Below are 16114 nucleotides of genomic sequence, written 5' to 3'. Positions count from 1 at the left end.
TAAGGGTACGATGAAGTCTTATCCCGAATTGGGGTAGTCTTTTGTATTTTATAAGGCGTCCACCTTGTTTATTCGTATCCCGTCAACTTGTCTACTTCTAATGACAAAGAGTGTGTCGCAATGATACAGGCAGGCTTGTAACCACACCTTATTATATATCATTACGACACACTCTTCGTTTATATCGTCTGTCTTGTCCGGCAGACCGTTTGGTGTATTACAGTTCCAGGTCGCCGTTGAAGATCTCGTGCCAAGGCAGACCCTGCTTGTTCAGCTGCTCCATGAATGGATCCGGGTCGAACTCCTCCACGTTCCATACACCCGGACGGCGCCACAGTCCCTTGAAGAACATCATCGCACCGATCATTGCCGGCACACCGGTGGTGTAGCTCACTCCCTGCATTCCGGTCTCCTGGTATGCTGCCTGGTGGCTGCAGTTGTTGTATACATAGTATGTCAGCTCCTTGCCGTCCTTCAGTCCGCGGATGCGGCATCCGATGCTTGTCTCTCCGTCGTAGTTCTCGCCCAGGTCCTGTGGGTTAGGCAATACTGCCTTGAGGAACTGTAGCGGAACAATCTTCACCTTCACCTTCTTGTCAGGGTTGTCGGCCAACGGAGCCTCGTATTCAATCTCGTCGATGCGCGACATGCCGAGGTTCTGTATGCAGTCGAGATAAGTCAGATACTGCTGTCCGAATGTCATCCAGAAACGTGCGCGCTTGATGGTAGGATAGTTCTTTACGAGGCTCTCAATCTCCTCGTGGTGGAGCAGATAGCTCTCCTTCGGTCCCACGTTAGGATAAGTGAGCGGCTGGTGTATTTCGAGCGGAGCAGTCTCCACCCATTTTCCGTCCTCCCAGTAGAGACCCTTCTGGGTGATCTCACGGATGTTGATTTCAGGGTTGAAGTTTGTGGCGAATGCCTTGTGGTGGTTTCCTGCGTTGCAGTCCACGATGTCGAGATACTGAATCTCATCGAAATAGTGCTTTGCAGCGTATGCCGTGAATATGCTTGTCACACCGGGGTCGAATCCGCATCCCAGGATTGCCGTCAGTCCGGCATCCTCGAAACGCTTTTTGTATGCCCACTGCCAGCTGTATTCGAAGTGAGCCTCGTCTTTCGGTTCATAGTTGGCAGTGTCGAGATAGCTCACTCCGCAAGCCAGACAAGCCTCCATGATGGTGAGGTCCTGATATGGCAGGGCGAGGTTTACGCAGAGCTCCGGCTTGTAGTCGTTCATGAGAGCCTTGAGCTGCTCCACGTCGTCGGCGTCAACCTGAGCGGTCTTGATGTCAGGATTTCCGATATACTCCTTGATTTTGTCGCATTTAGACTTTGTGCGACTTGCAATCATGATGTCGGTGAAGACATCAGCGTTCTGTGCGATCTTTACGGCAGCCACGGTGGCTACACCGCCGGCGCCAATGATAAGTACTTTTCCCATATCTATGTTTTTTTTATTTTATTTCTTCTCCTTTAATTCCCAATGCGCTCATGAGCGAATATCCCAGAATCTCCTGTCTGAAGTTTCCTCCCTCCATGGGCTGCATGGCAAAGAGTGTGATGCGCTTGCCTTCGTCGTCGATGCGTCTGAGGGCGTGGCGCACTTTGGCGTATGCCTCCTCGTCGTCGGGAACCACCATCACCCGCTTCACTTCCTTCTGCGAACTTGCTATCATGGCGGCTTCGGCAATGAAGTCGGCTTTGCTCACCAGTTCTTCCACGGGGTATGCGCTCATCGAGAACTCTCCGAGATGGTCGTTGAATGCCATTCCGTTTATTTCCGTCTTTATGCCGGAGGGCGTGAAGTTGTCGAGACGCTCCGTTTTCTTGTCGTGGATCAACACCACCTGCACCTCGTTCTTCCCCTCTCTCACTCCTCCGTCGAGAGCTACGCAGTCTATCCATCTTGCCAGGTCGGCTTTCGGGATTCTTCTCATCAGCATACGCTCAAAGTTCACGGTGAGGTCAAACGCCACCTTGTCGATGAAGTCGGCGTCGGCGATTATCACGTTCTCGCTCCATTTCGCTGGATTGTCAAAAACATTGTTCATGGTTGCAAAGTTAGCGTAAATCGCTTTCAGAACAAAATTTGCAAAGGTAAGATTTGCAATTTTCTTACTTATTTCATCCCCCAAGCGGTCAATTGGGCCTTTGGGGATTGTCTGCTCTCTGATAGCTTGGGCATAAAAGGCTGTTTGCAATATGTTTAAGCCCCATCCTTGCATTCCCGGAAGAATGTATAGGATGGGGCTGGTCGTATCAGTTTGTTGCAGTCTTATTTAGGCAGGTTGAATGCCTTGCTCATCTCTGCCATCTGTTCCTGGCTCATGCCTTCTGGCTCGAAGCCCATGCATTTGGAACTGATGTATATCTTTGCACTCTTTGAGAGCACGTCGATCTGGTCGAAAGCGTCCATCACGTCGAGTCCCTTTGCAAACACGCCATGCTTCTCCCACAACACCACGTCGTAGTCTTCGAGTTCTCGCAGAGTGGCGTCGGCTAGGGTGTTAGAACCAGGCAGTTCGTAGGGCACCACTCCCAGTCCCAGCGGACAGAATGCCTTTGTCTCCGGAATCATGCTCCAGAGGATGTTGGTGAGCACGTCCTTTGCCAGGAACTTGCGGTTGTGGCTCATTGCCACCAGTTCGATAGGATGTGTGTGCACCGTTGCCTTGTATGGTGAACCGGTCTCTATGAGATGCGCATGCACGGTGAGATGCGATGGCAGTTCGCTAGTAGGCATCACTTCGTTGTCGGCGATTATCACGTAGCTTGCGCAGTCGTCGAGGATGCGAATTATGCTTCCGTTCTCCATTGGGCGTCTTGCCAGGTCACGCATTCTCTTTCCCGTTCCCTTGCAGTAGAAGTAGCATCCCTTGAGAGCCGGCAGCGTAACTCCGATTTGTTTCACGTCGCTGATGGCAGGCATAGCCTTCATCTCCTCGTCGGCATATTCCGTCACGTTCACAGTAATGTTTCCGCCGTTGCGTTCTGCCCATCCGTTCTGCCACAGATATCCAGCCACTTCGGCAATCTTCTCCACCTCGCTGCTGAGTGCGGGGCGTCCTTCCAATATACTCTTCATGATGTTTTGTATGTGTAATGTTCTATGATTATGTTTTTATTCAGGTGTAGTTTTTTTATCTTATGCAAAGATAATGCAAATCGAATGCAGAACAACAAGCTTGCTTGATTGTTATGCTGAGATGCAGCTTATCTTATGCAAAGATAATGCATCTTATTCTCCCGTCGGTTGTAAGAATTGATTTTTATACTTTTATTTTTGCGATGAGAGGGTGCGGCGTGATTCCTGAATCATTTTCTGTTTATGGATTCTCGCTGCGTTTGCAAGGTTGCAAATGCCCAAATGATTTGTATGGTGATTGTAATGTTGTAAATTTGCCGGCATAATAGACTATTAAATAAAAGCATACCGAAATGGAATACATATTGAAGACCAAACATTCAGAAATTCTGGACCTTTTGAAAAAGTTCCAGGATAAGAAAAGCGGAAAGATAGTTGAAACGAGAAAAATATTGAGAGACAGTTTCTATTTCTTGCGCCGGAAAGACAAGAGACTGGTGCTCAGGGCATTTCTGAACGGAAGCAAGACTGATATGGACTTCGCATCTTTGAAAATGCAATACCGGTGGTTTCCGGAACTTATGCCACTCCTCAAAGAAAGATGGCTGTCTGTGCAGACAAAAGAAGTGGCCCTCTTCATCATACACAATACAAGCAAGGATTATGTCCTGTCGCAGAAGCTTTTGCTCATCAAGACATTGGGCTATTATCAATATCTTGCCGAAACAGCCCCTTGGGGTGAGGATGAGGTCGTTTCTCCTTCTCTCAACCTTCCAGATTACGCACTTTCAAGAGCCGAATACTGTAGGGTCTGTTTCCTTTATGGAATACCGATAGACAAGAATGTAATTCTCAAGTCCTTGTTTCTGAACATAATTGAATTTCTTGGCTATGACGACAGTCCGGATTGGGGACGTTCCTATAGACAGCCACGTGATATAGCAAGGGGAGTACCGGATTGGAGAAAGGAATTCAGTCCTGTTTTATACCTTGATTTTTTGTTGAATCAGGCAAATGTGGGATTGATAATCCAGACGATGAGGGATTTTAACATGAAAAAGGAAATGGAATTCTTTTGGGAGTGGAAAGAAAAAATGATCGACTCGTTTCAATGCTACTCCTCATTTGATGACGTTGAAGATTTCTGCAAATATATTGTAACCAAAGTGAGGGAGAACTTCCCACCTCAATATTCTTATATGCTTCCGAAACGGGAGAAAGAAGAACCCGTTATAAGTGAACTATAATGATAGAGTTTTTATTAAGAACAGACAAATTGAATAGGGTATGAAAGAAAATACACATTACACTCCGAGGCTTATCGGTTCATTTCTTTTGAGCGTTATCCTGGCATGGGGACTGAACATGCTGCTTTCCTTGGTGTTGGTTTCAACGCTGGTGCTCGTGCCGTTGCTGTTGAATAGTATCTTTGATTTCAGTTTCAGTGAAGCATTGTGTTATGCTTCAATTCCTGTTGTGGGGAAAATTATGGCAGTATTCAGTGGAGATGATTTTCAAATCAGACTTGCAATATTGATAATATTTTTTATAATTGTCATTGCCGTGGTTATCTTGGGAGGGTTGACATCCACGCTGATAAAGGTTGTGAGCGGATCCAGAGTGATGACCATACTGTCGGGGACAGTACTTCTCTTCAGTTTCATCAATATGGTCAGCGTCTTGTTCTTCGAAGATAATTATAATCCAGACCTGCGTGGTTTCTGGTATAATGCCTTGTCCGTATGCCTGCTCGTCATTCTGTTCCTCATTGATTGCTATATCATATATTTCTGTTGGAACGATGAGGAATATGATTAGGAATCGGACAATTCTGAATAACTCAAACAGATAAAATGTTTATTGGTTATGTGTAGATTTATTAGGTATATAGTCTTATATATATTAGTTTCATGCCTCGTAGGATGGCTGTTATGTAATATAGACCCAGACAAGACTTACACTTGGTATTCTGGTATCTGGCACGGTATGTTCTTCATTTCAAACTTTATCCGGAGCTGGTTTACAGATGCTTTGTATAAAGCAGAGTCTTACACTGCGGCATATAATGTGTTCTGGTGTATCTTTACTGGCCTTTCTGTATTCTCGTTTTTCTTTGGCGACGATGCCAGAAGAAGATGATTTTGATGTGGTTTATGGAATTCCGTCATGCTTCACAAAAAGTGTGATGAATGGGATAATAAAGAGAAATAGTTGGGGTTATCATAAAAATATGATTAGCTATGGCAGAGAGTTCAGAAAATGAAATGAAGAAGGGACTTCAGCGTTGGAACATTGTCCGGCAACGGGGCGTGTTCGTAGGTGCGTTTATGCTTGTGCTTGCCGTGTTCATTATGGCAGGCACGTCGAGAGCAGACAGGATGAGACCTGCGCCCATAAAGAAGTCAAAGACGCAGAACAATGATGTACGTCGGCAACGCACAGATGGCAACATAGTGTTTTGTGTGCCGAAAGGGTTCATCTGCAAAGACAGTGTGTTTGCGGGTTGCAGGTTGTTTTTGCTTTTAGGCGAATCCGAAACTGAAGTTACGTTAAACAGTGGTTTTGACAGTGATGACTCGCCCGAACACATTAATTCCATCTACAGAGATTTGGGTGGTGAAGAAATGGAAGGATATGAGTCTGCTGTCGTTGCAGATGTAACGAAGTCGGACAAGAGGGTCACCAAGTGTATAAGGGTGAGGAAATACACAGGTCAAGGCATTGTCGTGTATTGGAGATTTGCCGTATTGTTTGACAAGGCAACTGGAAAGATGTGTCTTGTCTCGGCATACGACAAGGGAAAAGGTGACTATCTGGAACCCTTGCTTGAGTCGGTGCGCTTCAATCCGTGACGGGGGATGCAGAGGTTTTTCCCTTAATATAAAGATGTAGTTGTGTAATTGTTACGCAAAAGAAAGTTAAATGGATAATTCTTTGTGTATATTTTACGCATGTATCTTTGCTGCTATGAAAATCCTTCCTATATTTGCATCGGAAATTCTAATGAGCAAAGAATATGAAGAATCTGTTGATGTCAGCTGCTATCGGCGATATAGCCGGCAGCGCATACGAGGGAAGAAGTCGTAGGACCAAGGATTACGACGCAGTGAAGATGTTCTCGTCGAGAGCACGTTTCACGGATGATACGGTATTGACATTTGCCTGTGCGGAGGCTTTTCTGCACGGCTTGGACATGGCGTCAAACCTCTGGATGTGTGGCAACCAGCATATAGATGCAGGGTTCGGCAGTAGGTTCAGACTGTGGCTCGGCGACCATTACCATCTGCCTTATCGCAGCTTCGGCAACGGCAGTGCCATGCGGTGCTCATCAGCAGGATGGCTGGCACATACGGAGGAAGAGTGTATAAGGCTTGCCACGGAGACGGCTCTCCCATCACACAACCATCCGGAGGGCATAAAGGGGGCTGTGGTTGCCGCCCGCTGTATCTTCCATCTGAAAAACGGAAAGGACAAAGACTTCATCCGGCAGGAGATTCTCGACAAGGAGTATCCCTTCTGGGCAGGAAAGAGCTATGAGGAAATAAAGCCCGCCTATTCCTTCGACTCCACTTGTCCGGGGAGCGTCGGTCCTGCAATAATCAGTTTCCTTGCTTCGAAAGATTATGTGGACTGTCTGCGCCTCGCCATATCCCTTGGCGGCGATGCTGACACGCTGGCTGCAATCGCCGGTCCTATGGCATACGCCTTCTATCGGGAAATGCCCGAGCCGCTGGTCTATCAGGCTCTGAAGAAGCTTCCGGAATGGATGCAGAAGACCAACGAGGAGTTTGACGAGAAGTGTGGCATTGAATAAAGATAACAATAAAAGGAATTTGGAATATTGTGGAGTGATAGGATAACCTGTTTCCAATGAATAAATTTAAACTGACATACAATATGAAACAACTCAACATCATCCTTGCAGTTCTGTTGCTGCTCTGTCTGTTCAAGATGCCTTACGGCTATTATACGCTGATGAGGCTGGCGGCAACGGTGGGGTTCGCCTATATGGTGTACAGGTATTATGAAATGAAGAAGGAGGCACTGGTGTGGACCTTCGGTGCATTGGCCCTGCTGTTCCAGCCGTTGGTAAAGATAGCGTTGGGCAGGGACGTATGGAATATCGTGGATGTCGCTGTGGCGGTTCTGCTGATAGTGCTGACCTTTGCGGTAAATAAAAAGACAAATGAAAAAAACTGATTCTTGATACGGAACCGAAAATGCGCAATGACTTAATGCCGAAGTCACGCTTAAGTTCCTCGGCTTTAGACGATATCAGCAATATGTATTCTTTTGTTGTTTTCATCGGATGGAATATATAACCTGACGCAAAGTTAATTATTGTATGGTAAAAGACAAGGAAAACAATGACAAACTCTATCATTCACCTTGTTTTTATCATATAGAAGCAGAAAACTAAATCACCAAATCTTTTCGCAGCAATACAAATTATGATTACATTTGCATAAACACTATTGACTACCGACTAAATTCAATACATTTTGTTATACAGCTATATGGAAAAAAACAAGCCTCCCCTCACTCCAGAGGAGGAGAAAGCGAAGGAGGAGCGTGCAAAAAAGGAACGCCGCAACGAGATTATCCTGACGGCAATAATCCACACCCTGCTGCTGCCCGTTTTGCTGGTGATAGCAATCCTTATGCTTATCTATCTTGGCATAGTGACGGGTTGGGAGAAAATACAGGAATGGAAGGAGAACGGGTGGAAATTCCGGAATAGAGATGCCGAGGAAGAATGGCCGCCACGCCGGAAGCTCATCTCGCATACAGAGATAGAATGCAGGAACGAGCTGCCTGTGCTGTTCGACAAATACTATGTGGTATATGTGGAGACGGAATACAACGAGCCTCTCAACTCCTTCATCAGAAACAATATAGAATATATCCGCAAGGAATTCTCAGAGAAATACTACCATTTCGTTTATATACCCGAGCTGAAAAACATTTCTGACGAAGACCTTGCCTATGCTTTCCCTCTCGACGCAGCATTGATGACCGACGAGATGAGAGACGGCATACGCGGCATCACCACCGAACAGTTCACCCGGATGTTCGCCCCTCTAATCGGTATGGACCTTACCGGCGGCAAGGCGGGGCTGTTGAGCCTTGGCTGTTACAATGGAGACTTTGGATGCGGATTATATGATGACGTCAATTATTCAAAATCCACCTTCTTCTATATAGACCTGCAGACCTGCTGCCCCGATAAAATCAAGGAGGCGTTCGAGGAATATTTCAGGTTCTACTGCGGAGAAAAACATGCCCCGTTCAGTGTGCGCCCAAGGGATGAATACCCTCTCGACAACAGGCAGGAATCTGAATTACACGGAAATCAGAGCAACGCTTCAGACTATTCGTTTTATTACGACCAAAAGAAAATGCAAGACATAGCCGAGGAAATCAGAGAGAGAGTGGAGATACTGAAGCAGGGAGGATATATCGAACTCCTGCTGCATACGCTTGGCGAAGACCTCGTGAAGCAGATAAACGACTCACGGAAGACTGCCACTCCGCTGATGCACATCACAGTGGCTGACGACCTGCGGATATTCATTCCCGAACTTGACAACCGCGAGGTGAAGATGCCGTCCCTCGCCCGTGCCCTGTATGTGTTCTATCTCCGTCATAAAGAGGGAGTGGAATTCAAGTTCCTCTCAGAGTTCACCGAGGAGATCTTCTCGCTCTACCGTCTCGCCAGCAACCGCCTTGACGATGCCCGGTTGCGTGCCACGGTGGACAGTCTCGTTAATCCCATAGACAACAAGATAAACGAATGTACGAGCAGAATCAAATCGGCGTTCCTCAGAGTGATGGACGAATATGCGGCGCGCAACTACTATCTGCAGATGCGCAACAGAGAATTCAGGAGGGAAGATTCCAAAGACAAGAATCTGTTGAGGCTATACAGAGACTATGCCAAATATATTTCTCTGCCGCGTAGTCTGGTCAGCTATTCAGAAGCCGTCATGCGGGTGCCCATCGTCAAGGGTAGCAGCTCCCAAGAGCGGTGTCTCAGAGAAGAAGAGTTCTGGCGTAGAAATCATAGAATGCGCGATGCTGTCAGTGATGTTGAAAAATTCAATAAAAAGAAATACTTGAGCAGGAAAAAACGCGAGACAGAGAAGCAGCGCCTGCGCCAGAAAGTGGTGGAGGCATCTATGGCTGTGCTCGAAATGGAACCGAAGAATTTCCTCGCCCATTTCAATCTCGGCGATATGTATTGCAATGCCGTAGACTACGAAAAGTCTATCCGCGAGAACACTTTGATTATCGAACATGACGCCTACACATGGAACGCCTCGTATATCAACCGCGCCCAGGCTTATCTCTACGCTGGAGAATACGACAAGGGTCTTGCCGACATCGACAGCTATTTCAAGTCCCTGCGCCGATGGAAGGAGGCTGATAAGGAAGCGGAGAGAATCAGAAAACTGCTGCTTGCCAAGAAGAAACCGCTCTTGTGAGCCCCAACTGCCAAATGGCCGAGTGGGGAGTGAAGATGTCAAATGAAAAAGTGATACTTTCCTGTAAAGCGTCCAGGAAGGTATCACTAAAAAATCATCGATGCGTCGGAGCATCGCCGCGTTTTGCTTTATCCGCAAAACATCACATTATCCTTCTTATCTAATCACCTTTACTGATTTCTTTGTTCCGTCTGCAAATTTAATGGTCTGCGAGGTTTCGTCGGGAGTCATCGTCAGTCCCTCCTGTCCGTCCACGTCCACTTCTTCCATTTATGTTGATCGATATGTGTAAAAGTTGCCAATATCGCTGATTTTCAGTAAAACCGGGAATTTCCAAAAAAAACTGTCAGACCATCTGGTTTTTGGTTGTAACATTCTGACAAACAGACAGTTGGCTGTCTGACGATTGTCAGGCAATTGTCTGGATGGTTTGCTGATGAGAGGAATTGTCAGATGTGAGGTATTGCATGCGTTGGCAGAAGTCTGAAAACAGGAATGTGAGTATTACAACATTAACTTATTGGGCAGACCTCTGACAGAAATTCTGCCCATCCGGGGCAAGCACGTTGCCCATGATGGGAAAGCAGCGTGCCCCAGTTGGGCAAGCGTCGTGCCCATTTATGGACATATAACCATTTGTGTTCAAGTGTATTCATTCGTCATTGAAATTCGTGTAGAAAAATGTAGTGCTGCTTTAAAAGTTCGTGTAGAAAAGTGTGGTATTGTTGCAAAAGTTCGTGTAGAAAAGTGTATCTTTGCATTGTTTTTATGTTATGAAAGCATTTTGAATTATCAACGGAATCTAAAAAAAACTATGCGATATGGAAAGATAATTTCCATGTCGCCTTACAGAGAACAGGACTGGATGAAGAATATCCCATTATATGCAGTGGAGGAGAGCTTCTGACTCATGTCTTTGAAGCGCATTTTGAAGTAATCGTCATTGTCAGGTTCGCATAATAATTAATATTGGACACCTCTTTATACAATAATAATGGGAGAAGAGCGTTATAAAGTCGTATATACACCACATTTTTGATTTATGATAGAATACGTTAGAGGCGAGCTTGCCGAGCTCACGCCAGCCTATGCTGTTGTTGAGGCTCATGGAGTGGGCTACGGACTGAGCATTTCGCTTAACACCTATAGCGGCATACAGAACAAGAAGGAAGTGAAACTGTATGTCGTCGAGAGCATACGAGAGGATGCGTATGCCCTCTTCGGATTTTCCACCAAGCAAGAGCGGGAGATGTTCCTGCTCCTCATCACTGTGTCGGGAGTAGGAGCCAACACCGCCCGCATGATTCTCTCCGCCATGTCGCCGGCAGAACTGTGCAACGTCATCTCTTCGGGCAACGAGAAGATGCTGAAGACCGTGAAAGGTATCGGACTGCGCACGGCACAGCGCATCATAGTTGACCTGAGAGACAAGATTGCCGTGGAAGGAGTAGCAGACCAGATGCCGGCAGCAGGTGTTGCGGCGGCATCTGCCATGAACAACGAGGTGAGAGACGAGGCTATAGGCGCCCTCACCATGCTCGGCTTCTCGCCGGCACCGTCGGCAAAGGTGGTTTCGGCAATCCTTACAGACAATCCACAGCTGCCTGTAGAACAGGTCGTGAAATTGGCACTCAAGCAGATAAAGTAAATGACAAACATAAAGAAATTCCTTGGCATCATCATCGTGCTGGTGAGCATCAACGTGCTCGCTCTCAATGTCGTGCCGCAACTTCAGGACGACCGCACGCGCCAGCAGGCCCAGCAGAAAGACAAGCGCAAAGGGCCAGCCATGCTGAAGCGAGGCGGAAAGGCGTCTGCCGACTCCCTGAAGAAAGAACTCTCGGGACTCTCGCTCCTCACGCTGGAGGACGACACCATACCAGACTCGCTGCTCCATCCCAGATGGAAGGTGCAGCGCAGCGTTCCTGTGACCATCGACGATGTGGACAAACGCACCGCCGACCTCAGTTTTCCGGAGAACATCAAGCAAGACGTGGTATACAACGACACCCTTGACCGCTATTTCATCGGTTCGAGAATGGGTGGCGGCTATCTCTCCACGCCAATCATCATGACTCCCGACGAATACCGCAAATGGAGCGAGAGGCAGGAGATGAACCGCTTCTTCCGTGACAAGAACGACGAGATAGTGAAGGCTAAGGGAAAAGAGAAATTCTCGTTCTCCGACATGCATTTCAGTCTCGGACCGGCAGAGAAGATCTTCGGACCCGGCGGCGTGCGCATCAAGACGCAGGGAACGGCAGAGCTGAAGCTCGGAGCCACGATGAAAGAAATCGACAATCCGTCGCTCCCTATCCGCAACCGCAAGACAACGACGATGAACTTCGACGAGAAGATAAACCTCAACGTGAACGGTAAGGTGGGCGACAAGGTGAACATGAACCTCAACTACAACACCGATGCCACCTTCGACTTCGACTCGCAGAACCTCAAACTCAAATATGAAGGCAAGGAAGACGAGATAATAAAACTCGTGGAGGCAGGCAACGTGTCGTTCCCGAGCAACTCCTCGCTCGTCAAGGGAGCATCCTCGCTCTTCGGTATCAGAACCGACATGCAGTTCGGCAAACTCAAGCTGCAGACAGTAATCTCTCAGAAGAAGTCGTCGAGCAAGAGCGTGTCGTCGAAAGGCGGAGTGCAGCTCACACCATTCGAAATCGACGCTTCAGACTATGAGGAGAACCGACACTTCTTCCTCTCGCGCTATTTTCGCGAGAAGTATGATGCGGCAATGAAGACCCTGCCCAACCTCACCACCGGAATCACCATAAACCGTGTGGAGATATGGGTGACAAACAAGCAGGGAAATACCACCAATACCCGTAACATCGTGGCACTCACCGACCTCGGTGAAAACACACGGGTGAGCAACCCTATGTGGGGACTCACCGGTTCGCCGGTTCCGTCGAACAACGCCAACAGTGAGTATTCTACAATCGTGAACTCCTACTCCGCAGCGCGAGACATCGACCAGACGAGCACCGTGCTCGACGGTATCCCTGGCTTCGTGGGAGGCGCCGACTATGAGAAGCTGCAGAGCGCCCGTCTGCTCAGCTCCTCAGAATACTCCGTCAACCAAGCCCTCGGATACGTGTCGCTCAAGTCTTCACTGCAGACCGACCAGGTGCTCGCCGTGGCATACGAATATACTGCCGGCGGACAGACATACCAGGTGGGAGAGTTTGCGTCAGACATGAAAGATGTGCAGCAGGCAATCTTCGTGAAGGCGCTCAAGAACACCAGCAACAATCCAAGACAGGGAAACTGGGACCTCATGATGAAGAACGTGTATTATCTCGCCTCGTCGGTAGAGAAAGACAAGTTCAGACTCGACGTGAAATACCAGAGCGACACCACGGGAGTCTATCTCTCGTATATTCCGGAGCAGCAGGTGAAAGACCTCACCATGATAAAGCTGCTTGGCGCCGACCGACTCGACAACAACAACAAGGTGCACAGCAACGGATACTTCGACTTTGTTGAAGGATACACCGTGAGCAACGGACGAGTGTTCTTCCCGGAGGCAGAGCCGTTCGGAAGATACCTCTACAACCAGCTCGTGGCAAAGGGTGTCTCTCCTGAGAAAGCCGCAAAATACAGTTATACAGAACTTTACGATTCCACCAAGACCGTAGCCAAGCAGATTGCCGAGAAAGACAAATACAGACTCACGGGACAGTTCCGTGGCACCTCGGCAAACGTCATCTCCCTCGGAGCATACAACGTGCCGCAGGGCTCTGTAGTCGTTACGGCAGGTGGCGTGACCCTCTCCGAAGGTTCAGACTATAGCGTGGACTATTCGGCAGGAGAGGTGACAATCCTCAACCAGAGCATCATCGATGCCGGAACGGCAGTCAACGTGTCGCTCGAGAGCAATACCGACTACGCACAGCAACGGAAGACGATGCTCGGACTGAACTGGGAATACGACTTCACCAAGAACTTCCAGCTCAGCGGTACCTTCCAGCACCTGTCTGAACAGGCGCTCACCACAAAGGTATCGATGGGATCGGAACCGCTCAACAACACCCTCTGGGGTCTCAACATCAACTGGAAGAAGGAGAGCCAGTGGCTCACCAACGTGCTCGACAAGATACCGTTCCTCCACTGCACCCAGCCGTCGCAGATATCCTTCACGGGAGAGTTTGCCCAGCTCATAGCAGGACAGGCAAGCGGCACACAAGACAACGCCTCGTATATCGACGACTTCGAGAACACGAAGAACACCATCGACGTGAGTACACCGTCGTCGTGGATAATATCAAGCGTGCCGACCATGTTCCCCAACTACAACGACAAGACGACGTTGCAGAGCGGTTTCCAGCGTGCCCTGCTCGCATGGTATAACATCGACCCTCTGTTCACCCGCCGTAGCAGTTCGCTCACACCGGGACACATCAAGAGCGACCTCCACCAGCTCTCAAACCACTACGTCAGAGAGGTGTATGTCAGGGAGCTGTTCCCAAACCGCGACCAGAGCAGCTACAACGGAGCAACGGCAACATTGCCGATACTCAACCTCGCCTTCTATCCGTCAGAGCGCGGACCTTATAACTTCAACCCCAATCTGAACAGCGACGGTACGCTGCCCGTGCCGACTGTAAACTGGGGTGGTATGATGAGGCGTCTCGACACAAGCGACTTCGAGACGGCAAACATCGAATACATTGAGTTCTGGATGCTCGACCCATTCATCTATTCCAACAAGCAGCCAGACGCCGCACAGTATGGTGGCGACTTCTACATCAACCTCGGAGAGGTGAGTGAGGACGTGCTGCGCGACGGAAAGAAATTCTATGAGAGCGGTATGCCGGTAGACGGCTCAAGCAGCTTCACCACTACACAGTGGGGAAAGATTCCTACACAGTCTACCGTGACATATTCCTTCGCCACATCAGCCGGCTCAAGGGCAAAGCAGGATGTGGGATTCAACGGACTGACCGACGAGGAGGAGCAGAACTTCGCTCCATACCGCACATTCCTCGATGCCGTGCAGGCAAGAGTGACCGGAGCGGCACGCGACTCGATATTGGCAGATCCGGCAAACGACAACTACCACTACTTCCGCGGATCTGACTACGACAAGGCACGCACGCCTATCCTCGCACGCTACAAGCGCATCAACAATCCGCAGGGCAACTCGCCGGACAGCGACTCAAGGAGCGAGAGCTACGACACGTCATACAAGACTACCCCCGACGTGGAGGACATCAACCAGGACTATACGCTGAACGAATACGAGAAATATTATCAGTATCGTGTGAGCATCCGTCCTCAAGACCTCGTGGTGGGACAGAACTACATCGTGGACAAGCGTGAGACATCAGTGAAACTGCGCAACGATACCACGGAAACAGTGACGTGGTATCAGTTCCGCATACCTGTTGACGACTACGAACGCAACGTAGGCGGAATAACAGACTTCACCTCCATACGATTCATGCGTATGTTCCTCACCGACTTCCAGAAGCCTATCGTTTTGAGATTCGGAAGCCTCGACCTCGTGAGGGGAGAGTGGCGCATCTATGAGCAGTCGCTCAGTACCGGCAGCGAGTCGGGCAAGATGGCAGTCAGCGCCGTGAACATCGAGGAGAACAACGACCGAGTGCCGGTGAACTACGTGTTGCCTCCTGGCATCCGTCGAGAGCAAGACCCTACGCAGCCTCAGCTCACAGAGAGCAACGAGCAGTCGCTCGACATACAGGTGACAAACCTCTCTAACGGTGAGGCAAAGGCAGTATACAAGAACACGAACCTCGACCTCAGACAGTATAAGCGTCTGCAGATGTTCGTGCATGCCAACGCCTTCGAACAGAACTCCACAAACCTGCAGGACAACCAGTTGGCGGTGTTCGTGAGATTCGGTTCCGACTACAAGAGCAACTTCTACGAATATGAGATTCCGCTGAAGCTCACCGCTCCAGGACATTATGACCGTTACTCCGGTGCCGACTGCAAACTCGTGTGGCCAGAGGAGAATATGCTCGATATCCCGCTCAGCGCTTTCACCCAGCTCAAGAAAGACCGCAACAAGGCGAAAGCCATCGGACAGGCTTCTTATAGTTATCCGTTTACGGCATACGACAGCGACAAACCGAACAACAAGATTACCATCGTGGGTAACCCTACGCTCGGCGAGGTGAGAACGATGATTATCGGTGTGAGAAACCTTGCTTCCGAACAGAAGTCAGGAGAAATCTGGGTGAATGAGCTCAGACTGAAGGAATACAACAACTCCGGCGGATGGGCGGCACAGGGCAACCTCAACGTGCAGCTCTCTGATGTGGGTAGCGTTAACGTGCAGGGAAAATATGTCACCGAAGGATTCGGCGGGCTCGAAGACGGTGTGGCTCAGAGAGCGCAAGACAACTACAAGTCGTATAGCGTGACCACGAACTTTGAGCTCGGAAAGTTCTTCCCCGACAAGGCTAAGGTCTCTATACCTCTTTATTACTCTGTGACCAAAGAGGAGACACGACCCAAGTATAACCCGCTCGACACGGATATGCTCCTCGACGAC

The 16114-nt window shown here is 48.9% G+C and carries 12 protein-coding genes; 9 read left to right on the top strand and 3 right to left on the bottom strand.

Annotation, left to right across the window (positions count from 1 at the left end; translation table 11 throughout):
• Window positions 1-217 precede the first annotated feature (217 nt).
• The 3 genes from QVO99_RS01555 to rhaD all read right to left on the bottom strand — a co-directional run bounded on the left by QVO99_RS01555 (window position 218) and on the right by rhaD (window position 3088).
• Window positions 218-1444 carry a saccharopine dehydrogenase family protein gene (locus QVO99_RS01555; RefSeq protein ID WP_022315830.1) on the bottom strand — a complete coding sequence of 409 codons (1227 nt, stop codon included), beginning with the start codon at window positions 1442-1444 and terminating at the stop codon, window positions 218-220.
• A 13-nt stretch (window positions 1445-1457) separates the two neighbouring features.
• Window positions 1458-2054, bottom strand: a complete 597-nt coding sequence (locus QVO99_RS01550; protein WP_042519208.1) for a DUF6621 family protein — start codon at window positions 2052-2054, stop codon at window positions 1458-1460.
• A gap of 224 nt (window positions 2055-2278) precedes the next feature.
• A complete protein-coding gene (gene rhaD, locus QVO99_RS01545; RefSeq protein ID WP_022315828.1) occupies window positions 2279-3088 on the bottom strand; it encodes a rhamnulose-1-phosphate aldolase in 810 nt (269 codons plus the stop codon).
• Window positions 3089-3441: 353 nt separating this feature from the next.
• On the opposite strand from rhaD, the gene QVO99_RS01540 reads away from it, so the two are divergent.
• The 9 genes from QVO99_RS01540 to sprA form a co-directional block, all read left to right on the top strand.
• Window positions 3442-4335 carry a hypothetical protein gene (locus QVO99_RS01540; protein WP_022315827.1) on the top strand — a complete coding sequence of 298 codons (894 nt, stop codon included), beginning with the start codon at window positions 3442-3444 and terminating at the stop codon, window positions 4333-4335.
• A gap of 40 nt (window positions 4336-4375) precedes the next feature.
• The gene (locus QVO99_RS01535; protein ID WP_022315826.1) at window positions 4376-4906 is read left to right on the top strand and encodes a hypothetical protein; all 531 of its coding nucleotides are present in this window, start codon (window positions 4376-4378) and stop codon (window positions 4904-4906) included.
• Window positions 4907-5210: 304 nt separating this feature from the next.
• Window positions 5211-5351 carry a hypothetical protein gene (locus tag QVO99_RS01530; protein WP_156132511.1) on the top strand — a complete coding sequence of 47 codons (141 nt, stop codon included), beginning with the start codon at window positions 5211-5213 and terminating at the stop codon, window positions 5349-5351.
• 1 nt (window position 5352) lies between these two features.
• Complete coding sequence (locus QVO99_RS01525) at window positions 5353-5940, top strand: hypothetical protein (protein ID WP_288176861.1); 588 nt, start codon at window positions 5353-5355, stop codon at window positions 5938-5940.
• Window positions 5941-6104: 164 nt separating this feature from the next.
• Window positions 6105-6902, top strand: coding sequence for an ADP-ribosylglycohydrolase family protein (locus tag QVO99_RS01520; protein WP_022315823.1), 798 nt, complete (start codon window positions 6105-6107; stop codon window positions 6900-6902).
• An 83-nt stretch (window positions 6903-6985) separates the two neighbouring features.
• Window positions 6986-7288 (top strand): DUF6804 family protein, encoded by a 303-nt coding sequence (locus QVO99_RS01515; RefSeq protein ID WP_022315822.1) that lies wholly within the window; start codon window positions 6986-6988, stop codon window positions 7286-7288.
• Window positions 7289-7605: 317 nt separating this feature from the next.
• Window positions 7606-9573: a hypothetical protein gene (locus QVO99_RS01510; protein WP_288176860.1), complete on the top strand. Its 1968-nt coding sequence runs from the start codon at window positions 7606-7608 to the stop codon at window positions 9571-9573.
• Window positions 9574-10615: 1042 nt separating this feature from the next.
• Complete coding sequence (gene ruvA, locus QVO99_RS01505; protein WP_022315819.1) at window positions 10616-11221, top strand: Holliday junction branch migration protein RuvA; 606 nt, start codon at window positions 10616-10618, stop codon at window positions 11219-11221.
• Window positions 11222-16114: T9SS outer membrane translocon Sov/SprA (sprA, locus tag QVO99_RS01500; protein WP_288176859.1), on the top strand; the 4893-nt coding region annotated here is incomplete at its 3' end.

Source organism: Prevotella sp. CAG:592, assembly GCF_000436015.1.
Lineage (GTDB): Bacteria > Bacteroidota > Bacteroidia > Bacteroidales > Bacteroidaceae > Prevotella > Prevotella pectinovora.
The sequence above is the reverse complement of the archived record's forward strand: the minus strand, read 5'-3'. Positions and strand labels throughout refer to the sequence as shown.